The sequence below is a fragment of the Terrabacter lapilli genome (genome assembly GCF_039531305.1).
Taxonomy (GTDB): Bacteria; Actinomycetota; Actinomycetes; order Actinomycetales; family Dermatophilaceae; genus Terrabacter; species Terrabacter lapilli.
The window spans coordinates 69,685-91,023 of sequence record NZ_BAAAPU010000007.1 but is presented as its reverse complement, the minus strand read 5'-3'; the positions used below and the strand labels follow the sequence as shown (position 1 = coordinate 91,023).

The window sequence follows — 21,339 nt, the reverse complement described above, 5'->3', positions numbered from 1 at the left end:
GACGCCATCCGGGGTTCGCGCCGTCGCCGATCGGTCCACGATGAGGTGTCCACGGCGAGCCGCCTGTCCTCGGCCGAGTTGCGCACGTCCCGAGTGCCCGGGCAGCCCGAGTGCCGGGCCGGCAGCTCACGCCTCGGCCGGAACGGCGAGGACGACGCTGATGTCGTCGTAGTTGCCGGCGGCGGCGTTCCAGCTGCCGCCGCACGTCGCCAGGAGCAGGCGCTCGGGGCCGGCGAAGTCGTAGAGGTGCTGGCTCGCGACGAGCTGCGGGTATGCGCGTGCCGAGCTGATCGTCCGCCACACTCTCGTGATGCGGTACGAGCACGTCGAGCCGTTGTCCTGGCGCAGCTGGATGAGCTGCCCGGTGGCGATCCGGCCGGCGAAGTCCTCCTGGAAGATCGCCGACCCGTCGCGATAGGTGTGACCGTCGATGAGCACCGTCCCGGTGCCGGAGCCGGGACGCGGCCCGGCGGCATACCAGCCTGCCTTGGTGCGGTCGGTCGGCGTGCCGAGCGGCAGCTGCCCGCTGGCGTCACGGCGCCCCTTGGGGTCGAGTCCGATCCGTTCGAAGGGCGCGTCGACCCCCAGGGTCGGGATGCGCAGCCGTGCCGGCGCGCCGACCCGGCACGACCCGCGAGGGCTGGACTGGGCGGTCTGGGATGTCCGCGTCCGCGGCGAGGGGGTGGCGGCAACGGGGCCGGCGCCCGTCGATGCCGGGGTGCTCCACGAGGGGCCGGTGGCGCTCAGCGGCGCGGGTCCGACCTCCGGGTGCGGCAGCAGGAACCACAGGCCGGCTACGACCAGTGCTGCCGACACCCCCACCGTGACCCGGCCTCGCCGCATCCTTCTGCCCTCCAGGTTGCCCGGGCGCCCGGCCACCGGCCACCGCGATGCGCGATGGCCGGGAGCCGTCAGGCGTCAGCGGGTGGCGTTCTCCCGGCGACGACGGATCGCCTCGACCACCGCAAGTGCGAGTCCGCTTGCCAGCAGGCCGGATCCGAGCACCTCGTTCGAGGAGGTGTCGCCCTCTCCGCCGGTGTGTGGCGCGACCACGCCGGGTACCGGCCCCGTCACGCCCCCGACGCCCCCGGCGCCCCCGGCGCCTCCGCCGACGCCACCGGCACCCCCCGCGCCACCGCCCATGCTGCCGCCGGTGCTACCGCCACCTCCGCCCGCAGGCGTGGTGGTGGTGGTGGGCGTCGTCTTCGTCGGCTTCGACGTCGTGGGCGTGGTCGAGCCCTCCGTGGTGACGGCGCCGCACGCCTGTGCTCCAGGACTGCTGCCGCCGATTTGGACGACGACGGACTTGAGCTGGGCGTCCGAGAAGGTGTCGCCGACCTCTGGTGCGGTCGTCCTGCCGGTCAGCGAGTGCCAGTCGACGTAGATCGGGTTCTTGCCTCCCTTGAGCACTTCGCGGACACCTGGCTTCTGGACGTACTTGCACACCCAGACCTGGTGCACCGTGTCGTTGCCCTGGGCCGCGGAGGCGCTCCACCCCGTGGCAAGGGCTGCGGCCCCGCTGAGGGCCAGGCTGCCGGCAGCAACGAGTGTCACAGCCCGGCGTGGGATGTGGATGGTCAACTGCGTCATGTTGTGTTTCCCCCTTTTGTCGTGGTCGGCGCCTGTTTCCCCCGGGCGCCTCGAACCCCGAGTAGTCCGGACATACCCCTCTGAGCACAGGGAATTGCACGTTCTTTGGGACGAGTTCCAACCGAATTCGCTTATGGGGCAAGGGGTTTCGCGGCATAAGACCGCTATGGCCGAATTGCTCCCGGCCGTATGCGGTGGGATGCCGCGAGGTGTGCGCGTTTGCTCCCGGCACACCGAGTTCGCGGCGGTCTCGCCGCAGTTCGCCGCACGTGTGCATGACCGCCGCAAGGAGACGTACGCTCGTGCGGTCGCCCACCACCCCGGGCGGCAGCCGTCAACGACGACACACAGTCAGGACATCATGGCGCTCAGCGTTTTCGACCTCTTCTCCATCGGCATCGGGCCCTCGAGCTCGCACACCGTCGGGCCGATGCGGGCCGCCGTGCTGTTCGCCGAGCGGCTGCGCGAGGACGGCATGCTGCGGCAGGTCGCGCGAGTGCGCTCCGAGCTCTTCGGGTCCCTCGGCGCCACCGGCCACGGACACGGCAGCGACAAGGCCGTCATCCTCGGCCTGACGGGCGAGCGACCCGAGCTGTGCGACCCGCGGGCGGTCGAGAGCCGCCTGGCCCACATCCGCGCCGCCAAGCGGCTGCCGCTCCTCGGGGTGCACGCCATCGACTTCATCGAGGACGAGGACCTCGTGCTGCACCGCCGCAAGACCCTCCCGGTGCACCCGAACGGCATGACCTTCACCGCGCTCGACGCCGACGGCGCCACGATCGCGCAGCGCACCTACTACTCCGTCGGCGGCGGTTTCGTCGTCGGCGGCGACGCCGACGGGGAGACGCGCATCGTCGAGGACTCGACGCCGGTCGCGCACCCGTTCCGCACCGGCGACGAGCTGCTCGCCCACTGCAAGGAGACCGGCAAGTCGATCGCCCGGCTCATGCTCGAGAACGAGCTCTCCTGGCGCACCGAGCAGGAGGTGCGCGACGGGCTCCTCGAGATCTGGCGCGTCATGAAGGAGTGCGTCCGCAACGGCATCGAGACCGAGGGCGTGCTGCCCGGCGGCCTCCGCGTCCGGCGCCGCGCGCCCGAGCTGGCCCGGCGCCTGCGCCTCGAGGGCAGCAGCGACGACCCGCTGCGCGGCATGGACTGGATCACCCTCTACGCGCTCGCCGTCAACGAGGAGAACGCCTCGGGCGGACGCGTCGTCACCGCACCGACCAACGGCGCTGCCGGCATCATCCCCGCCGTGCTCCACTACTACGCCAACTTCGTCAACGGCGCCGACCGCGACGGCATCGTCCGCTTCCTGCTGACCGCCGGCGCGATCGGGGTCATCTACAAGGAGACCGCCTCGATCTCCGGCGCCGAGGTCGGCTGCCAGGGCGAGGTCGGCTCGGCCTGCTCGATGGCGGCCGGCGCCATGGCCGCGGTCATGGGCGGCACCCCCGAGCAGGTCGAGAACGCCGCCGAGATCGGCATGGAGCACAACCTCGGCCTGACCTGCGACCCGGTCGGCGGCCTGGTGCAGATCCCGTGCATCGAGCGCAACGCCATCGCCTCGGTCAAGGCGATCACCGCCGCGCGTACCGCCCTGCGGGGCGACGGCTCGCACGTCGTCAGTCTCGACAAGGTCATCAAGACGATGCGCGAGACCGGCCGCGACATGAAGGTGAAGTACAAGGAGACCGCCCGCGGCGGCCTCGCCGTCAACGTCATCGAGTGCTGAGGTCGGGCAACGGCAGCTCCACCTGGCACTCGTAGTAGCGCATGGCGAGCTGCCGGTGCTCCACGTCGATGGCTCCCTCACCCAGGGCCAGCACGTCATTGAGCCAGAGGTGCGACGGCGCGTCGGTCTGGAAGGTCAGCACGTGGAGACCGCGGCCGTCCGTGAGCGACGACAGCCCGGTCAGTGTGAAGAGCACGGCGCCGTCCGGCACGTGGATGACGCCGCGTGCGTCCGGGGAGGCGTAGCCCGGACGGATGCGCGGGAAGTTCGACCACGTCGCGGTCCCGGACAGCCGGCCCGTCAGCGTCCCGGTGCCCTGCCCGTAGACGCGCCCGTCCCGCCCCGCGGAGGCGGGCACCTCCTCGTACAGCTCGTAGGTCCAGCTCGCGTCGCACAGGTGCTGCAGTCGCATGGGGTCCTCCTCCGAGAGAGGCCGTCTGCTTCGACGGTACGCCGGCTCGACGTGCACCGGGTCGCCTCGGGCCCCTGCCGATGCGACAGACTGGCGCACATGGGTCATCGCTCCGTCGTCGAGCACCGTGCCGCGGTCGAGCGGCTCCTCGGCGACGGGTCGCGCGAGCAGGTGCCCCTCGACCGCCACACCGCCTGGCGCCGTCTGGCCGCCGACCTCGTCGCCGCCGACGACCTCCCGCGCTTCGACAACTCCGCCATGGACGGGTATGCCGTGTGCCCCGGTGCGCCGGACCAGCGCACCTACCTCGTGGTCGGCGACGTGCCGGCCGGCTCGGCTCCGGCCTTCACGCTCGCCCCGGGGCAGGCCGCCCGGGTCATGACCGGCGCCCGGGTGCCCGAGGGCACGGTCGGCGTCGTCCCGGTCGAGCTCACCGACGCGCGGCCGACCGGGCCGGCCCCCGAGTGCGTCACGCTGCGGCAGGACCCGCTGCCCGGGCGGCACGTGCGGTTGCGCGGCGAGGACGTGGCGGCCGGCGCGGTCCTGGCCGCGGCCGGCTCCGAGGTGACGCCGGCCCTGCTGGCCCTGGCCCGCTCCGCCGGTTGCACGACCGCCTCGGTGCACGTGCCCACGAGGGTCGCCGTGGTCGCGACCGGCGCCGAGCTGGCACCGCCTGACGCCGACCCGGGCGCGGGCGGCATCCACGAGTCCAACTCCGACATGGTCGCCGCGCTCGCCGAGGCCGCCGGCTGCGACGTGCGCCGCGTGGCCGTCTGCTCCGACGAGCCCGACGAGCTGCGTGCCCTGCTCGACGAGCTCGACGCCGACCCGCACGTCGACCTCGTGGTCACGACCGGCGGCGTCAGCGCCGGCGCTTACGAGGTGGTCCGCCAGGTGTGCTCGCCCCTGCCGACCTTCGACTTCGTCCACCTGGCCATGCAGCCCGGCGGGCCACAGGGGCTCGGCCGCTACGGCTCCACTCCGGTCGTCTGCCTCCCCGGCACTCCCGTCGGGGCCTTCGTCGCCTTCCACGTGCTGGTGCGCCCGGCCCTCGACCGGCGTCACGGTGCGCCGGCAGCGCCGGCCGGCCGGGCGGCATACGTCGGCAAGACCCGGCACACCCGCCCGGGCCGAGTGCAGTTCGTGACGAGCGTGCTCCACGACGACGGCACCGTGACCTCGCCGGACGCCCGGCACCTCACCGCGCTCGCGGCCGCGAACTGCCTCATCGAGGTGCCCGAGGGCGTCGACGAGCTGGTCGAGGGCGACCTCGTCGTCGTGCACCCGGTGTGAACGAGGCACCTGCGCCGCGCCCCTAGGCTTGGCAGGTGAGCGCGACCCTGGTGGCCAAGGACCTCGCCGGGGGCCACGCCCACCGGACCCTCTTCGAGCACCTCGACCTCACGGTCGCCCCCGGTGACGTCGTGGGCGTCGTCGGCGCCAACGGTGCCGGCAAGTCCACGCTCCTGCGACTGCTCGCCGGGGTCGACCAGCCGCTCGCCGGCACGGTGACCACAGCGCCCACCGACGCGTTCGTCGGGTGGCTGCCCCAGGAGCACGAACGCGTTCCGGGCGAGACCGTCGCCGACCACATCGGCCGCCGCACCGGCGCCACCGCCGCCACCGTCGCGATGGAGCAGGCCGCCGCCGCGCTGGGTGGCGACGACCCCGGGGCCGACGAGACGTATGCCGTCGCCCTCGACCACTGGCTCGCGAGCGGCGCCGCCGACCTCGACGAGCGCATCCCGCCGATGCTCGCCGAGCTCGGCCTCGACGTCGGCCCCGACGCCCTGATGACGTCCCTGTCGGGTGGGCAGGCCGCCCGGGCGGCGCTCGCGGCCCTGCTGCTCAGCCGCTTCGACCTCGTGCTCCTCGACGAGCCGACCAACGACCTCGACCTCGCCGGGCTCGACCGCCTCGAGAGCTTCGTGCACGGCCAGCGCGGCGGCGTGGTGCTCGTCTCGCACGACCGCGAGTTCCTCGCCCGCTGCGTGACTCGCATCGTCGAGCTCGACCTCGCGCAGAACCTCGTCTCCGTCCACGACGGCGGCTACGACTCCTACCTCGAGGAGCGCGAGGTGGCCCGGCGGCACGCGCGCGAGGCGTACGAGGCGTATGCCGGCACGAAGGCCGACCTCGAGGCGCGCGCCCGCACGCAGCGGGAGTGGTCGTCCAAGGGCGTGCGCAACGCGATGAAGAAGAGCCCCGACAACGACAAGATCCGGCGCGCCGCCCAGCAGGACTCGGCCGAGAAGCAGGCGCGCAAGGTCCGGCAGATGGAGTCGCGGATCGCGCGCCTGGACGAGGTGGCGGAGCCGCGCAAGGAGTGGGTGCTGCAGTTCTCCATCGCCGCGGCGCCCCGGTCGAGCTCGGTCGTGGCGACCCTCAACGAGGCTGTCGTGCGCCGCGGCGACTGGGCGCTCGGGCCCGCGTCGCTGCACGTCGAGGCCCGGCGCCGCATCGGCATCACCGGGCCCAACGGCGCCGGCAAGACGACGCTGCTGTCGCTGCTGCTCGGGCGGGTCCAGCCCAGCGCGGGGAGCGCGTCGCTCGGCGCCAGCGTCGCCGTCGGCGAGATCGACCAGGCGCGCACCGGGCTGCGCGACGACCTGACCCTCGGCGACGCCTTCGGGGAGGCGGTCCCGGACCTGGGCCCGGCCGACCGGCGCACCCTGCTCGCCAAGTTCGGGCTCAAGGCCGACCAGGTCGGCAGCACCGTCGCCCGGCTCTCACCCGGCGAGCGCACGCGCGCGGCGATGGCGCTGCTGCAGGCGCGAGGCGTCAACCTGCTCGTGCTCGACGAGCCGACCAACCACCTCGACCTGCCCGCCATCGAGCAGCTCGAGCAGGCGCTCGAGTCCTACGACGGCGCGCTGCTGCTCGTCTCCCACGACCGGCGGCTGCTCGAGAACGTCCGCCTCGACGAGCGCTGGCACGTCGAGGCCGGCCAGGTCACCCGCCTCTAGCACCCGGCGGGACCGTCCACCGGCGCCTCACGCCACGAAGATGCAGAAGGGGTGGCCGGAGGGGTCGGCGAAGACGTAGAGCGGCTCGTCGGGGTCGTCGGTCCGGTCCAGCAGCAGGGCGGCCCCGAGCGCCTCGGCCCGGTCACGCTGCCGCTCGAGGTCGGCGATGCTCGGCACCGTGAGGTCGAGGTGCAGCTGCATGGGGACGTCCGGCTCCGGCCACGTGGTCCGTTCGAGGCGCTCGACCTGCTGGAAGGCCAGCTTGCGGGTGTCGTTCCCGTCGACGAGGACGAGCCAGTCGGCGTCGTCCGGCTCGCCCTCGGCCGGCGGCTCGTCGCCGTGGCGGTACCTCAGGCCCAGCAGCTCTCGGTAGAACTCCGCCAGGCCGCGGACGTCGGTGGTGTCGAGAACGGTGTGCAGCAGGGTGGGGTGGTCGCCCACGGTTGCCCCCGACCTCAGCCGGGGGAGTTCGTCGGGTCGGCCACCCACGGCCCGAGCGGCGGGTCCCAGCGTCGGACGACGCGCCGCAGGATGTGGCCACCGAGCCAGTAGGGGTCCTGGTCGAACGTCGCGGTGACCTCCTCGAGCGACTCGGCCGAGTAGACGATGAGCGCCGCGTTGACCGGCTCCTGGTCGGTCGGCTCGGCCTCGCTCACCTCGTCGATCCCGTCCTGGTACATCCCCGCGACGAGCAGGCCCGGCAGCCCGGTCAGCCACTCCCGGTGCTCGGGCCGGATCGTCAGCATCTCGGTCGCGTCGTCGGGATAGGTGTAGTGGATCGCGAAGATCGCCACGGTGGGCCTCCAGTCACTCGGGTGCGGGTCGGGGGAGCGGCCGGGACGCGACAGAACCGCGACGGTCCGCGACAGTCAGGTGGTCGTGATCCGGTGCGCTCCGGCATACACGTTGAGGCGGGTGCCCCGGACGAAGCCGAGCAGGCTCATCCCGGCGTCCTCCGCGCACTCGACGGCCAGTGACGAGGGTGCGGAGACAGCTGCGAGACAGGGGATCCCGGCCATGATCGCCTTCTGGGTCAGCTCGAACGACGCTCGACCCGAGACGACGAGGACGCAGCCGGCGCCGGGCACCCGGCCGTTCTGCAGCGCCCACCCGACGACCTTGTCGACGGCGTTGTGCCGCCCCACGTCCTCGCGCACGACGAGCAGCTGTCCGTCGGCGGTGGCGAGCGCGGCCGCGTGCAGCCCGCCGGTCTTGTCGAACGACTTCTGCTCGGCGCGGAGGGCCTCGGGCAGCTCGGCCAGGACCTTGGCGGCGAACTCCGTGGCGTCCGAGCGCACGTCGAACGCCGACTGCGCGCGCAGCTGCTCGATGCTCGCCTTGCCGCACACGCCGCACGAGGAGTTGGTGAAGAACGAGCGGGTCGCGGACGCGGCCGGCGCGGCCACCCCGGGAGCGAGGGTCACGTCGATGACGTTGTAGGTGTTCTCGTCGAAGCCGCTCTCACCCGACACGACCGCGCCCTCGCAGTAGCGGGCGAGCGCGATGTCGTCGGCGGAGCGGATCAGCCCCTCGGACATGAGGAAGCCGTGGACCAGCTCGATGTCGTGGCCGGGAGTGCGCATCGTCACCGTGAGCGGCGACCCGTTGACCCGCAGCTCGAGCGGCTCCTCGACGGTCAGGGTGTCCGGGCGGGTGCTGGTCGCGGGCGTCGCGAGATCGATCGTCGTGACCTTGCGCCGCACGGTGACCCGTCCCATGGGGCCAGCCTGCCACGTGACCGTGCCAGACTCCGAGGGTGCCGTCCCCCGAACGTCCCAGCGACCTGCCCGACGCGGGGCGAGCCGACCCCGTCGTCGTCGTGCTGACCGGGGGCGCCTCGCGCCGGATGGGCTCGCACAAGCCGCTGCTCGAGGTGGGCGGCCGGCCCCTCGTCACCCGCGTGCTCGAGGCCGCCGGAGACTGGCCGGCGCTGGTGGTCGGCCCGACGCAGGGCGTCCCGGACGGCACACGCTCCGTGCTCGAGCCCGTGCCCGGTGGCGGTCCGGTGGCCGGGCTCGCGGCCGCGGTCGGGGCGCTGCCCGCCCGGGGACCGGAGGGACCGGACGTGGTCGTCGTCCTCGCCGCCGACCTCCCCTTCGTCACGCACGACCACGTCGCCCGCCTCGTCGCCGCGCTCGACGAGCCCCCGAGGGCGTATGCCGCCCGCACCCGTCCCCAGGATGCCGACCTCGGCGAGCCCGCCGACCTCGCCGTCACGGTGACCGCCGACGGTCGCACCAACTGGCTCTGCGCCGCCTGGCGGCTCACCGCCCTGCGCGCGCGCCTCGACGAGGTCGGCGACGCATACGGCAGGAGCATGCGCGAGCTGTGCTCCGACGTGCCCACGGTCACCGTCGACGACCCCGACGACCTCACGCTCGACGTCGACACCCCTGCCGACCTCGACCGGGCGCGGGGGCGCGCCGAGGGTGGTGCCGAGGGTGGCGCCGGCGGACCGGCGGAGTCTGGGAGCTAGCCCAAGCCGCACTCTCGCGCGGATCGCCTTGCCGCCAAGCGCTACTCAGGAGTTGGCGCGCAATCGGCAAAGACTTCGTATCGCCCGTTGACCGCCCTTCCGGCCTGCTGCCAGCGTCGCGCTCGTCCAGCCAGCTCTCAGAGTCTCGTGAGATGGCGGCACACCTTCGAGGCGGCCCGCGTGCCGCATCCCCCACAAGGAGTCAACAGTGAATCGACTGAAGTCTGGGCTGGCGACCGGAGGGCTGCTGGCCCTCGCCCTCGCCATCTCGCCGGCGATCCCGGCGGGCGCAGCGGCCGGTGCGGGGCGCGACACGGCGCCCGCTCCCGAGTCGCAGAGCCTCAAGGCGACGGAGCAGTCCCGCGCGGCGTCCTCCGCGAGTGCCCTCGGCCTGACCGGCGAGACGCTCACGGTGAAGTCCGTCATCGCGGACCCCGACGGCAGCACGCACGTGCGCTACGAGCGCTCGGTCAACGGCCTGCGCGTCGTCGGCGGCGACTTCATCAGCCACAAGGACGCCTCCGGCACGGTCAGGAGCGTCACGTGGAACATCCGCAAGGACGCCACGCCCGCCTCGTTCACGCCGAGGATCAGCCGCGCTGCCGCGCAGTCCGCGGGCCTCGCCGCCGCGCAGGCGAAGAACGAGAAGGCCTCGGCCGGCGAGCTCGTCGTGTTCCAGTCGGCCACCGGCCCCAAGCTGGCCTACGAGGTCGTCACCGAGGGGATCAAGGCCGACCAGACGCCGACCCGCCTGCACACCATCGTTGACGCCGACACCGGCAAGACCCTCACGAGCTGGGACGACGTCAAGGAGGGCACGGGCAACGGCATCTTCGTCGGCAGCGTCTCCCTCGCGACCTCCGGAAGCTCCGGCGCCTACAAGATGCAGGACACGCACGGGAACTACACGACCGACCTCAACCAGGCCACGTCGGGCAACGGCACGACCTTCACCGACGCCGACGACGTCTGGGGCACCGGCTCGCAGAGCAACCGCCAGTCGGCCGCCGTCGACGCGCACTACGGCGCCGGCAAGACCTACGACTACTACAACACCCAGCTCGGCCGCGCCGGCATCTGGAACAACGGCACCGGCGCCCGCAGCCGCGTCCACTACGGCCAGAGCTACCAGAACGCCTTCTGGGACGGCACGCAGATGACCTACGGCGACGGCGCCAACAACGCCGCCCCGCTCGTCGAGATCGACGTCGCCGGCCACGAGATGAGCCACGGCGTCACCGAGAACACCGCGGGCCTGGCCTACACCGGCGACGCCGGCGGCCTCAACGAGTCCACCTCCGACATCTTCGGCACGGCCGTCGAGTGGTACGCCAACAACCCCAACGACGTGCCCGACTACCTCATCGGCGAGAAGCTCAACCTCAACGGCAACGGCACCCCGCTGCGCTACATGGACAAGCCGAGCAAGGACGGCGCGTCCAAGGACTGCTGGAGCTCGACCCTCGGCAGCCTCGACCCGCACTACTCCTCGGGCCCGCTGAACCACTGGTACTACCTCGCCTCCGAGGGCTCCGGCGCCAAGACGGTCAACGGCGTCAGCTACAACAGCCCCACGTGTGACGGCTCGACCGTGACCGGCATCGGGCACGTCAAGGCCGAGAAGATCTGGTACCGCACGCTCTCGACGTACCTGACCTCCTCGAGCAACTACGCCGCCGCCCGGACCGGCGTCATCAAGGCCGCCAAGGACCTCTACGGCGCCGGCTCGGCCGAGTGCACCGCGGTCGACAAGGCGATGGGCGCCATCTCGGCCCCGGCCAGCACCGAGACGTGCGGTGGCACGACGCCCCCGCCGACCGGCGGCTCGCTGACCAACGGCGGCTTCGAGTCCGGCCAGACCGGCTGGACCGGCACCAACGGCCCGATCACCAACAACACGGGCCGCCCGGCGCACAGCGGCACCTGGAAGCTGTGGCTCGGCGGCAACGGCACCTCGGGCTCGGAGAGCGAGTCGCAGACCTTCGCCGTCCCGTCGACCGCCACCTCGCCGACGCTGACCTACTGGATCCGCATCGACACCGCGGAGACGTCGACCAGCTCGGCCTACGACACCGCCACCGTCCAGATCAACGGCGTCACGAAGCAGAGCTACTCCAACCTGTCCACTCCCAAGGCCACGTGGTCGCAGAAGACCATCGACCTGACCGCCTACAAGGGCACGAACGTCACCCTGAAGTTCGCCGACACCGAGGACTCGTCGCTCCAGACGAGCTTCGTCGTCGACGACGTCTCGACGAACTTCTGAGGCTGACGGGCGCGCTCGCCTGAGACGCACCACACCGAGAGGTCGGTATGCCGCCGGGTCACCCTGGCGGCATACCGACCTCGTGCGTCGTGGGGGGGGTGTCGTGCGTCGTGCGGGTGTCGCGCGCCGCTCAGGGGGCGGGCGCGACCGAGGTCGCCGTCGGGGTCGTGCAGCGCGTCACCGCCGGGACGGAGAGGGTCACGTCGCCGACGAGCGTCCCGACCAGGCCGGAGATCTCGCCCAGTGAGGGGTCGCTGAGGTCGATGGAGCGTGCGCGGTCGTCGGTGACGGAGATGGTGATGGGGTCGCTCTCGGCGACGCCGCCGTCGACCGGCGTGGTCTGCTCGGCCGGAGGGTCGGTGGCCGAGGTGGTGCCCGTCCCGAGGCGGAGGGTCGCCAGGAGCGAGAGCAGCTGGCTCTTCAGGCCGGGCTCCAGCCGGCAGACGCGCCCGTGGACCGAGCGCGTATCGACGCGCACGCGGCCGTTGGCATCGAGCACGACGCTGTCGTCGAAGCCGGCGCTGCCACCCGTGCGGCGCAGCGTCAGCGGGAACTGCGGGCCGTAGGACGCCTCGCTGCCGACGCCGCTACCGGCACCGGAGCGCGGGGGCGGCGACGTGCCCGCCGGCGCCGACCCGGTGGTCCGGCCGGTGTTCGGGTCGAGGGGGGTCGACGACGCACCACCGCCACATCCACCCAGAAGCAGTGCTGCAACGGCCAGGCCCACACCCAGGTCCGCGCGACCCATGCCTCCCATGATGCGGCCTCGGAGGGGGCGGCGCAGGGACGACCCGGCGGTAACGGTCGGGCGAGTCGCGGGGAGTTTCAAGTGGCGGGCCTCGGAGTGCGCGGGAATGCTCGGTATCGGAGGTTTGTCCCGGACTCAGGCCGGACTCTCCACCACCCCAGGACCTCGCAACCGGTGGACCCACACCGGCGCTCAGCATCCTGGAGCCACGACACGAAAGGGACGATCGAGTGATACCCACCTCTCCAGCACGCCGAACACCAGGGAGGCGCAGGGTGCGCCAGTCCCTGGTGACGCTCGGTGCCGTCGCGGCGGTCTCCGCGGGGATGGCCCTGAGCTCGCCGGCGGCGCAGGCTGCGGACCCGTCGGCCGGCACGGCGGGCAGCGCTGCGGGCAGTGACCCGGCCAGCCGTGAGCGCGCCTTCACCGCCGCCTCGGCCGAGTTCGGTGTGCCCCGCACGGTCCTCGAGGCCGTGTCCTACGCGCAGACCCGCTGGGACTTCAACCCCGGCCACAGCAGCTCCGGCGGCTACGGCCCGATGCACCTCGTCGACGCGAACCTCGGTTCGGCCGCCGAGGGCCGTGGCCTCGGTGAGGCCCCCGCTCCAGCCCCCGCACCTGCCGCCGACACCCTCGGCCGGGCCGCGACGCTCACAGGCCTGTCCGAGGACGCCCTGCGCACCGACGAGCTGGCCAACATCCGTGGCGGCGCGGCGCTGCTCGCGGCCACGCAGAAGCGCCTCGGCCTGCCGACCGGCGAGGGTACCGACGCGGGCCAGTGGTACGCCGCCGTGGCCGACGCCTCGGGGTCGGCCGAGCAGGACGTCGCCGTGGCGTTCGCCGACGACACGTACTCCGTCATCCGGGCCGGCGCCTCCCGCACGACCGTCGACGGCAAGCAGGTCTCGCTGCTGCCCTCGGCCGTGACGCCGCAGGCCGCGCAGGTCGACAAGCTGGGCCTGCTCAAGAAGCAGAACCGCGGCGACGTCGACTGCCCGCCCGGGCTCGACTGCGAGTGGGTGCCGGCGCCCTACGCCAAGACCGGCCCGGGAGCCGGTGACTACGGCAACCACGACCTCGCCAACCGCCCGGTGGCGCCGAAGATCACCAACATCGTCATCCACAACACCGAGGCGACCTACGACACGACGCTCAAGCTCGTGTCCGACCCGGACTACCTCGCCTGGAACTACACCCTGCGCAGCTCCGACGGCCACATCGCCCAGCACCTCGACCCCAAGGACGTGGGCTGGCACGCCGGCAACTGGTACATCAACGGCCACTCGATCGGCCTCGAGCACGAGGGCTTCGCCGCGACCGGCGCCCAGTGGTTCAGCGAGCCGATGTACCGCTCGTCGGCGCGCCTGGTGCGCTACCTCGCCGACAAGTACGACATCCCGCTCGACATGCAGCACATCTTCGGCCACGACCAGATCCCCGGCGTGACGCCGGCCAACGTCGCCGGCATGCACTGGGACCCGGGGCCCTACTGGAACTGGGAGCACTACTTCCAGCTCCTCGGCGCACCGCTGCAGGCCCACACCTCCGGCGCCGCCAAGGACCTCGTCCGCATCCTGCCGGGCTTCGAGGACAACCGGCAGACGGTGACCTTCTGCGACGGCAAGACGGCCGACAGCTGCGGCTCGCAGCCGACGAACTTCGTCTACCTGCACACCTCCCCGTCCGAATCGGCCCCGCTCGTGGGCGACATCGGCCGCAAGGCCAACGGCGCCCCGTCGACGACGTCGGTCTCCGACATCGGCGCTCGCGCCCAGGCCGGCCTGACCTTCGCGGTCGCCGACCGCCAGGGTGACTGGACGGCGATCTGGTTCAACGGCGTCAAGGGCTGGTTCCTCAACCCGGCCGCCGACCCGACGGCCGTCCCGGTCAAGGGCTGGTACGTCGTGCCGAAGGCCGGCCTGGCCAAGGCCCCCGTCTACGGCCGCGCCTACCCCGAGGCGTCCGCCTACCCGGCCGGCATCCCGGTCCAGGCGCTCGCCCCGCTGCAGTACACCTTCGCCCCGGGCCAGCGGTATGCCGTCGGCGACCTCACCGTCCCGACCGACTACTACCGGGCCGTGACCTTCTCACCCGACACCCCGAACGACCACGTCGACGTCGTCGGGCAGGACCGCTACTACCAGATCTCGCTCGGCCACCGCTTCGCGTTCGTGCGCGCCGCGGACGTCGACGTCGTCCCGGCCCAGTAGCTCCACCCGTCGAGAGGCCCCGTTAGGCACCTCCTCGCACGCAGCAAAGTGCCCACTCGACGGGACCCCGTCGAGTGGGCACTTTCGCGCGTTTGTCCACAGGCCCCTACGTCGAGTGGGCACTTCGTCGCCGTTGCACCTGTGCACAAGTGGTGTCGAAGTGCCCACTCGACGGGTAGGAGGAAGGGCCGTGGGAGGGGCGGGTCAGCCGGGGTTGTAGGCCTTGAGGAAGCTGACGATGAAGGGCGCGGAGCCGGTGACGCCGTTGTCGCCCACCTCGTTGTAGGCGGCGATGGCGATGTCGCCGCGGCCGGCCACCATCCACGTGTGCGTGTCGGGCGGGTTCTTCGTGCCGAACTCGGCGGTACCGGTCTTGGCGTACTGCACGCCGAGCGGGGCCAGCACCTTGCCCGACCCCTCCTTGACGACCGCGCTCATCTCCTGGCGCAGGACCTCTGCCTCGGCCGGGTCGAGCGGCTTCGCGGGCGGGGGCAGCGCCGGGGCGCCCTCCACCAGCACGGGCCGCACCGTCTGGCCCTTCATCACCGAGGCGACGACCAGGGCCATCGTCAGTGGTGAGGCCTCGACCCGTCCTTGGCCGATGAACGAGGCGGCGTGCTCCACCTCGTTGTCGGTCGCGGGCACCGACCCGAGGAAGCCGGTGAACGGCAGGTCGAGCTTCTCGCCCATGCCGAGCGACTGCGCCGCCTGCGCGAGGTCGTCCTGGCTCACCTTGGCGTGCTGGCTGATGAAGGCGGTGTTGCACGAGAACGCGAGCGCCGTCTGCATCGGGATGTCGCCGAGCTTGTCCTGGGGGTAGCCGGTGTAGTTGCCGAACTGGCGCCCGTCGACCGTGAGGGTGTCGGTGCAGGGCAGCTTCGTGGCCGCCGTCGCGCCCTTGCGCACGAGGGCGAGCGAGCTGGCGATCTTGAAGGTCGACCCGGGCGCCTCCTTCCCCGCCAGCGCGAGCGGGGCACCGGCGGCACCGGGCCCGACGGCCGCGGCGAGCACCTCACCGGTCGACACGCGTACGGCAACGAGGGCGGTGGGGCGCGCCGTCTGGCCGGCCAGGGCCGCCTCGGCGGCGCTCTGCGCCTTCTGGTCGAGGCTGAGCCTGAGCGGCTCGCCCTCCTTGGACAGCTCGGCGAAGAGCTCGCGCTTGTCGAGGACGCTGCCGTCGGCGCCGCGCTTGACCGCCAGCACGGCGAGGCCGGGCGTGCCGCGCAGCTGCGCGTCGTAGCGGTACTGCAGCCCGCTGACCCCCACCATGTCGCCGGCCTCGAGGGTCCCCTTCGACTTGGCGACCTGCTCGGCCGTGGCCTCGCCGACGCTCCCGAGGATCGGTGCGGCCCAGGTGCGGCTCGGGCCGAGGACCTGCATCGTGGGGACGGTCAGGGCCCCCTTGATCTTCTGGATGGCCGGTCCGTTCTTCGTCAGCAGGGGGTCCGTCGCCCGCTCGGTCAGGCCCTGCACGAAGGCCTTGGCCCCGGCGGCACCGACCTTCGCGGCGAACCGGCCGGCGTCGATGCCGAGCAGCTCGGCCAGCGTCCGCGCCGAGGCGGTCGCCTGCGCCCCGGAGACCTTGGTCTTGTCGATGCCGACGACGGCGACCTCGCGCTCGGTCATGATCTTCCCGCCCGCCGAGTCGACGATGTCGGCCCGACGCGGCCACTTGCGGGTGATGGAGAGGCTCTCGTCCGGGGCGAGGTCGGGCGCCACCACGTCGGGGCTCCACCTCACCTTCCACCGGTCGTCGACGAGGGCCATGTCGACCTTCGTCTCGTAGGTCCAGTCGGTGGGCGACGCCGAGACGTCCCAGCGGGTTGAGAGCGTCGCGGTGGCGTGGTCGGACCCCTCGTTGTGGCTGAGCTTGCTGAGCGACACCTGCGGGCGCAGGGTGCCCAGGCCCTTGTACGCCTTCGCGACGAACGCGGTCGCCTTCGCCGGCGTCGTGTTCGCGAACTCCACGGCGCCGAGGTTGCCCGTCGAGAGGCCGCCGGCCAGGGCGCGGGCGGCGTCACCCGGCTCGGGCGGCGAGGAGAAGAGCGAACAGCCGGCGCTGGAGGTGCCGACGACGAGAGCCGCCAGCGCGACGGCGACGACAGGTTTGACCCGAGATGCCCTGAGCATGGGCACCACGGTAGTGCCGGCCCGGGACAGCCCTCGGAGGCCCAGCCCCGAAGCGCAGTACCGGACGCTCAGGATGCGGTCAGCCTGCGAAGACTCAGCGCTCGGGCCGCCAGAGCTGGACCGAGGCGACCGGCTCGAACCCGGCGGCCATGAAGGCGCGCAGCGCGCGGGCGTTGCCGGGAGCACATGCGGCCACGACCACCTCGTCCTCGGGGACCAGGGTCAGCGCGTCGCGCACGACCTGCGCCCCCACGTGGTCCTTGGCCGGGTCGGTCTCGAGCCCCACCTCGAGCAGCCCACCCAGCCCCGTCGAGAGGGTCACGAGGGTGTGGTCGTCGGGGGCGGCATACCCGTACGTCGCGACGTCGCTGCGCACCGACGTCGCGTGCTGGGCGCGCGGGTGGTTGCGCAGGTCGCTGCGCGGCACGAGGGCCGGCTCGCCGCCCGCCCCCCGCGCGACGAGGACGATGTCCAGCGCGTCGATCCAGCCGCTGCCCGCGAGCCGGGAGACCAGGCGCGGGTTGCTGGCGCCCCCGAAGCCGTCGGGGCCGAGGCCGCTCAGGGTGCCGTCGGAGATCTCGTCGTCGACGGCCAGGTACGCGTGACCGGTGAAGGCGACGACGCCCTCGACGCCGGAGCGCCACGGCTCCACGCGTCGCCACCCGCCGTCGACGGCGGGGAAGTCGCCGTCGACGGCCCTGCTGAGTACTTCGCCGATGGGGTGCACGTCGCCCATCAAACCCGGCACGGCGCCGGCGCGCCCGATGGGGTCCATCTGGTGGTACCTGCTGGTAACCGTCCGTACGTCCCGGTTGACGGTGGGCGCAGGTAGGTTGAGGCCATGTCACGACCGCACGCGGCCGCCATCGTCGAGGACGCCGTCCACGAGCAGGTCGAACGCGTGCTGCGCAGCCGCGGCTGGGGCAACCGCGTCATCACCCACGTCGGCTACGGCTCGTCCTCCTTCGTGCGCGTGTTCGCGCGAGTCGTCCTGGGCCGCAAGGGCCGCGAGCAGACCGAGGGCCCCGAGGCCCGGCAGGACGCGACCGGTGCCCTGAGCCCCGCGCACTACGACCGCGGCTGGCGCGCCTTCATCACCTCGCCCGCCACCGGCGTACCCGTCAAGGTGACGGTGGGCGAGCGCGAGGTCTACGGCCGGTCCGACCGTGGCGGCCACGTCGACATCGTCGCCCGCGACCACGGTCTCCAGCCCGGCTGGCAGCAGGTCGTCGTCGAGGTGCAGGGCACCGACCCGGTCGCGGCCGACGTCTTCATCGTCGCCGACGACGTGACCTTCGGGATCGTCAGCGACATCGACGACACCGTCATCACGACGATGCTGCCGCGCCCGATGATCGCGGCCTTCAACACCTTCGTGCGCAAGGGCAAGGCGCGCCACGCGGTCTGGGGCATGGCCCCGATGTACCGCCGCCTGCTCGCGGCGCACCCCGGTGCCCCGATCGTCTACGTCTCGACCGGCGCGTGGAACACCGCCGCGACCCTCAACCGGTTCCTCGTCGAGAACGGCTTCCCGCTCGGGCCGCTCATGCTCACCGACTGGGGCCCGACCAACACCGGCTGGTTCCGCAGCGGCCAGGCGCACAAGCGCACGAGCCTCGACCGGCTCGCCCGTGACTTCCCCGACATCAAGTGGCTGCTCGTCGGCGACGACGGCCAGCACGACCCGCAGCTCTACGCCGACTTCGCCGAGGCGCGCCCCGAGCGCGTCGACGCCATCTGCATCCGGCACCTGTCGGCCAAGGAGCAGGTGCTCGCCAACCCGATCAAGATCGACTCGCCCACCCGCCCGTGGGTCTCGCGGTCGGTGCCGACCTTCTCGGCGGTCGACGGGCACGGCCTCCTGCGAGTCCTCGACTCCGTGGGCAAGGTCGGCGAGCCCGTCGCCTCCGACGAGCAGCCCTCGCGGCCGGGCCGTTCGGTCCGTGCTTCCGGAGCTGCCGGGTGACCGCCGGATGACAGACTGGGCCCATGCCTGAGCTGCCGGAGGTGCAGGCGCTCGTCGACTTCCTCGCCGAGCGGACGCAAGGACTTGCCATCACGGCGGTCGAGCTCGCGTCGTTCAGCGTGCTCAAGACCTTCAACCCGCCGCCGCAGGCGCTCGAGGGAGCCCCGATCGACGGCGTCCACCGCCACGGCAAGTTCCTCGACATCGACGCCGACGGCACGCACCTCGTCTTCCACCTCGCCCGCGCCGGCTGGCTGCGCTGGTCCGACCAGCTGCCCACCACCGTCGTGCGCCCCGGCAAGTCGACGATCGCCCTGCGCGTACGCCTGTCCGACGGCTCCGGCTTCGACCTGACCGAGGCGGGCACGAAGAAGTCGCTGGCCGCCTACATCGTCAAGGACCCGGCCGAGGTGCCCGGCATCGCCCGGCTCGGGCCCGACCCGATGGCCGACGACTTCACGCTCGAACGGTTCCGCTCGATGCTCGAGGGGCGCCGCACCCAGATCAAGGGCCTGCTGCGCGACCAGGAGTTCATCGCCGGCGTCGGCAACGCCTACTCCGACGAGATCCTGCACGTCGCCAAGCTCAGTCCCTTCGCGATCGCCGGGTCGCTCGCCCCCGAGGTCGTCGACCGGTTGTATGCCGCCCTGCGCGACACGTTGAAGAGCGCGGTCTCGACGGCGTCGGGCAAGCCGGCCAAGGAGCTGAAGGACGCCAAGCGCGCAGGCATGCGGGTCCACGCGCGCACCGGCGAGGCGTGCCCGGTGTGCGGCGACATCGTGCGTGAGGTGTCCTTCGCCGACACCTCCCTGCAGTACTGCGCGACCTGCCAGACCGGCGGCAAGCCGCTCGCCGACCGGCGCCTGTCGCGGCTGCTCAAGTAGGCCCGCGTCACGCAGGCGCACGCAGGAAGGGCGCGCCGGGTGACCCGGCGCGCCCTTCCCGTGCGGCTCAGTGGTGCTTGCGGGTGACCGAGACGACGGTGCCGCGCGTCTCGTCGAGGATCACCTGCGGTGCGGGCGAGGCGTCGAACGAGAAGAGGCCACGCATCGAACCGGCCCAGGCGTCGGCCGAGCCGTCACCGATGCGGCCGACGCCCCAGTTGTCCTCGATGAGGCGCAGGATCGAGGCCTGGTCGGTCTGGTGGTGGTCGACGAAGTTCGCCTTGGAGAAGGGCGAGATGACCACGAGCGGCTGGCGCGGGCCGGGGCCGCAGCGGTCCTGGTAGCCCTGCGCGATCGGCACGCCGGAGGCGGCGGCCCGCGTGCAGAACGCGGCGTCGTCCGTGGTGTCGGAGGCGTTCTTCACCTGGGCGGCGACGTGGTCGTACCAGCCGTCCGAGTCGTCGTAGGCCAGGACGATCGCGGTGTCCTTCCAGTTCTTCGACTTCTGGATGGCGTTGACCTCCTTGACGACGAAGTGCTGCTCGTCGAGGGGGTCGGAGTAGCCGGCGTGGCCGTCCTGGTAGTTCGGGGCCTTGAGGAAGCTGACGGCCGGCAGGTTGTCGGTGCCGACGACCTGGTCGAACGCCGTCATGTCGTACTGGTGGTTGGCCTGGCCGTCGTGGCCGATCTCCGCAGCGCTCGCCGGGGGCAGGTGGTGCGGGTTGGCCGTCGACGCGTAGTACTGGAACGGCTCGTGGTGCGGGTTGTAGTCGGTCGAGCTCACGCCGGCGACGTTGGTGTGCGTGGTGAGGCACGCTGCGGGGGCGCCACCGGCTGCCGGGGTGGTCGGCGTGAAGCCGCCCTGGAACCAGCCCCACGACACCTTCTTGGCGTTCAGCAGGTCGCCGACGTTGCGACCGGTCATCGCCGCGAGCGTGTAGCTCCTCGCGTGGCTGTTGTTGGAGCAGTCGTCGTAGACGGGGTCGGGGTCACCGGTCATGGTGCCCACGCCGTTCGCGTCGGGGAAGCGCACCGTGTAGTCGCCGGTGGCGGGGGTCGTCGCCGGGGTGCCGTCGGCGTTGAACTCCTTGACGCCGTGGGTGTTCCCGGAGACGAGGTTGATCGCGCCCGGGCTCGACGGGCCGAAGGTCGTGCTGAAGGCGTGGTCGCTCATCGCGTAGTGCTGGGCGTAGTTCCACATGGCCGTGACCGTGTTGCCGTCGTAGTAGTCCATCGTCAGGCCCTCGCGCCCGAAGGTGGGCGCGGCGCACGCGTCCTTGCTCGTGAACTCCACGAACTTGTCCATCGCGCCGGCGTCGTAGGCCTTCTGCTCGTTGGTGTACGTGTGGTCCTGGTCGCAGGTGACGGCCTGGCCGGGCGTGAGGCGCTGCGGCTGGACGGAGTTGGGGTTGTTCGGAGCGAGCAGTCGGTCGTGGGCGAGCGTCGCGATGCCGCCGGGCGTGCCGGGCGCCGCGCGGAACGTCGGGGCGGGCGTGGCCGAGCCCTGCTGGGTCTCACCGGGCAGGTTCGCCGCCTTGGGGTAGGTGGCGAAGTAGTGGTCGAACGACACGTTCTCGCCGAAGATGACGACGACGTGCTTGATGGGCGTCGTGGTGGTGGACGACGCCGACGCGCGTGCCGGGGCCGGCTGGGCACTGACGGCGCCGGCGGCGGCCACGGCCGGCACGACGAGCGCGGCAGCGCCGACGCCGGCGAGCGCGAGGCGGACGGAGCGTTTCATGGGATCTCCTCTGGGCGGCTGGTTCGGCCGGGCGGGGCTGGGCGCGCCGCCTGCAGGGCCGGGGTGACCGTACGCCCGCGCGAGGCCTCGTGAGCCCCTACGGAGCAGCCCTTTAAGCACTGTTTGCCGAAGATGTGCCGTGGCGTCGCCGTTCACCCAGCCCACGTCGGGGCGGCACGCAGGTTGTGTCCAGACAAGGACTTTCCGGCCGGGGT

Annotated in this window: 18 protein-coding genes; 8 read left to right on the top strand and 10 right to left on the bottom strand. The window is 72.3% G+C overall.

The annotated features are described in order from the left end of the window. Nucleotides 1-126: 126 nt before the first annotated feature. Nucleotides 127-816: a class F sortase gene (locus tag ABD241_RS08275; protein WP_344060420.1), complete on the bottom strand. Its 690-nt coding sequence runs from the start codon at nt 814-816 to the stop codon at nt 127-129. Nucleotides 817-918: 102 nt separating this feature from the next. Beyond that, nucleotides 919-1,590: a hypothetical protein gene (locus ABD241_RS08270; RefSeq protein ID WP_344060417.1), complete on the bottom strand. Its 672-nt coding sequence runs from the start codon at nt 1,588-1,590 to the stop codon at nt 919-921. A gap of 361 nt (nt 1,591-1,951) precedes the next feature. Between ABD241_RS08270 and ABD241_RS08265 the strand changes: the two genes are divergently transcribed. Further along, complete coding sequence (locus ABD241_RS08265; protein WP_344060414.1) at nt 1,952-3,325, top strand: L-serine ammonia-lyase; 1,374 nt, start codon at nt 1,952-1,954, stop codon at nt 3,323-3,325. Here ABD241_RS08265 and ABD241_RS08260 read toward each other — a convergent pair. Further along, nucleotides 3,312-3,737, bottom strand: coding sequence for a DUF3237 domain-containing protein (locus tag ABD241_RS08260; RefSeq protein WP_344060411.1), 426 nt, complete (start codon nt 3,735-3,737; stop codon nt 3,312-3,314). The genes ABD241_RS08265 and ABD241_RS08260 overlap by 14 nt on opposite strands. Before the next feature lie 99 nt (nt 3,738-3,836). Here ABD241_RS08260 and ABD241_RS08255 point away from each other — a divergent pair, with 99 nt between their 5' ends. Beyond that, a complete protein-coding gene (locus tag ABD241_RS08255; RefSeq protein ID WP_344060408.1) occupies nt 3,837-5,030 on the top strand; it encodes a molybdopterin molybdotransferase MoeA in 1,194 nt (397 codons plus the stop codon). A gap of 35 nt (nt 5,031-5,065) precedes the next feature. Then, nucleotides 5,066-6,703, top strand: a complete 1,638-nt coding sequence (locus ABD241_RS08250) for an ABC-F family ATP-binding cassette domain-containing protein (protein ID WP_344060405.1) — start codon at nt 5,066-5,068, stop codon at nt 6,701-6,703. Nucleotides 6,704-6,730: 27 nt separating this feature from the next. On the opposite strand, the gene ABD241_RS08245 is transcribed toward ABD241_RS08250, so the two are convergent. The 3 genes from ABD241_RS08245 to fdhD all read right to left on the bottom strand — a co-directional run bounded on the left by ABD241_RS08245 (nt 6,731) and on the right by fdhD (nt 8,421). Next, nucleotides 6,731-7,144, bottom strand: coding sequence for a VOC family protein (locus tag ABD241_RS08245; protein ID WP_344060402.1), 414 nt, complete (start codon nt 7,142-7,144; stop codon nt 6,731-6,733). 14 nt (nt 7,145-7,158) lie between these two features. After that, nucleotides 7,159-7,497, bottom strand: a complete 339-nt coding sequence (locus ABD241_RS08240) for a YciI family protein (protein WP_344060399.1) — start codon at nt 7,495-7,497, stop codon at nt 7,159-7,161. A 75-nt stretch (nt 7,498-7,572) separates the two neighbouring features. Further along, nucleotides 7,573-8,421, bottom strand: coding sequence for a formate dehydrogenase accessory sulfurtransferase FdhD (fdhD, locus tag ABD241_RS08235; protein ID WP_344060396.1), 849 nt, complete (start codon nt 8,419-8,421; stop codon nt 7,573-7,575). A gap of 38 nt (nt 8,422-8,459) precedes the next feature. Between fdhD and mobA the strand changes: the two genes are divergently transcribed. Together mobA and ABD241_RS08225 are read left to right on the top strand one after the other, a co-directional pair. Then, nucleotides 8,460-9,179, top strand: coding sequence for a molybdenum cofactor guanylyltransferase (gene mobA, locus ABD241_RS08230; RefSeq protein WP_344060393.1), 720 nt, complete (start codon nt 8,460-8,462; stop codon nt 9,177-9,179). 208 nt (nt 9,180-9,387) lie between these two features. Next, complete coding sequence (locus ABD241_RS08225; RefSeq protein ID WP_344060390.1) at nt 9,388-11,445, top strand: M4 family metallopeptidase; 2,058 nt, start codon at nt 9,388-9,390, stop codon at nt 11,443-11,445. Between the two features lie 130 nt (nt 11,446-11,575). Here the strand turns inward: ABD241_RS08225 and ABD241_RS08220 are convergent, their stop codons facing one another. Next, nucleotides 11,576-12,193 carry a hypothetical protein gene (locus ABD241_RS08220; protein WP_344060386.1) on the bottom strand — a complete coding sequence of 206 codons (618 nt, stop codon included), beginning with the start codon at nt 12,191-12,193 and terminating at the stop codon, nt 11,576-11,578. A gap of 275 nt (nt 12,194-12,468) precedes the next feature. Between ABD241_RS08220 and ABD241_RS08215 the strand changes: the two genes are divergently transcribed. Beyond that, the gene (locus ABD241_RS08215) at nt 12,469-14,403 is read left to right on the top strand and encodes an N-acetylmuramoyl-L-alanine amidase (protein ID WP_344060383.1); all 1,935 of its coding nucleotides are present in this window, start codon (nt 12,469-12,471) and stop codon (nt 14,401-14,403) included. A 204-nt stretch (nt 14,404-14,607) separates the two neighbouring features. Here the strand turns inward: ABD241_RS08215 and ABD241_RS08210 are convergent, their stop codons facing one another. Both ABD241_RS08210 and ABD241_RS08205 read right to left on the bottom strand, forming a co-directional pair. Continuing rightward, entirely contained in the window at nt 14,608-16,533 is a 1,926-nt protein-coding gene (locus ABD241_RS08210; protein ID WP_344060380.1) for a penicillin-binding transpeptidase domain-containing protein, read from the bottom strand. A 94-nt stretch (nt 16,534-16,627) separates the two neighbouring features. Next, nucleotides 16,628-17,308, bottom strand: coding sequence for an N-acetyltransferase (locus tag ABD241_RS08205; protein WP_344060377.1), 681 nt, complete (start codon nt 17,306-17,308; stop codon nt 16,628-16,630). Between the two features lie 66 nt (nt 17,309-17,374). On the opposite strand from ABD241_RS08205, the gene ABD241_RS08200 reads away from it, so the two are divergent. Together ABD241_RS08200 and ABD241_RS08195 are read left to right on the top strand one after the other, a co-directional pair. Beyond that, nucleotides 17,375-18,499 carry an App1 family protein phosphatidate phosphatase gene (locus tag ABD241_RS08200; protein ID WP_344060374.1) on the top strand — a complete coding sequence of 375 codons (1,125 nt, stop codon included), beginning with the start codon at nt 17,375-17,377 and terminating at the stop codon, nt 18,497-18,499. Between the two features lie 23 nt (nt 18,500-18,522). Further along, on the top strand, nt 18,523-19,383 hold the full coding sequence (locus ABD241_RS08195) for an Fpg/Nei family DNA glycosylase (protein ID WP_344060372.1): 861 nt from the start codon (nt 18,523-18,525) through the stop codon (nt 19,381-19,383). Between the two features lie 67 nt (nt 19,384-19,450). Here ABD241_RS08195 and ABD241_RS08190 read toward each other — a convergent pair whose 3' ends face one another. Next, nucleotides 19,451-21,124 carry a phospholipase C gene (locus tag ABD241_RS08190; RefSeq protein WP_344060369.1) on the bottom strand — a complete coding sequence of 558 codons (1,674 nt, stop codon included), beginning with the start codon at nt 21,122-21,124 and terminating at the stop codon, nt 19,451-19,453. Between the last annotated feature and the right edge of the window lie 215 nt (nt 21,125-21,339).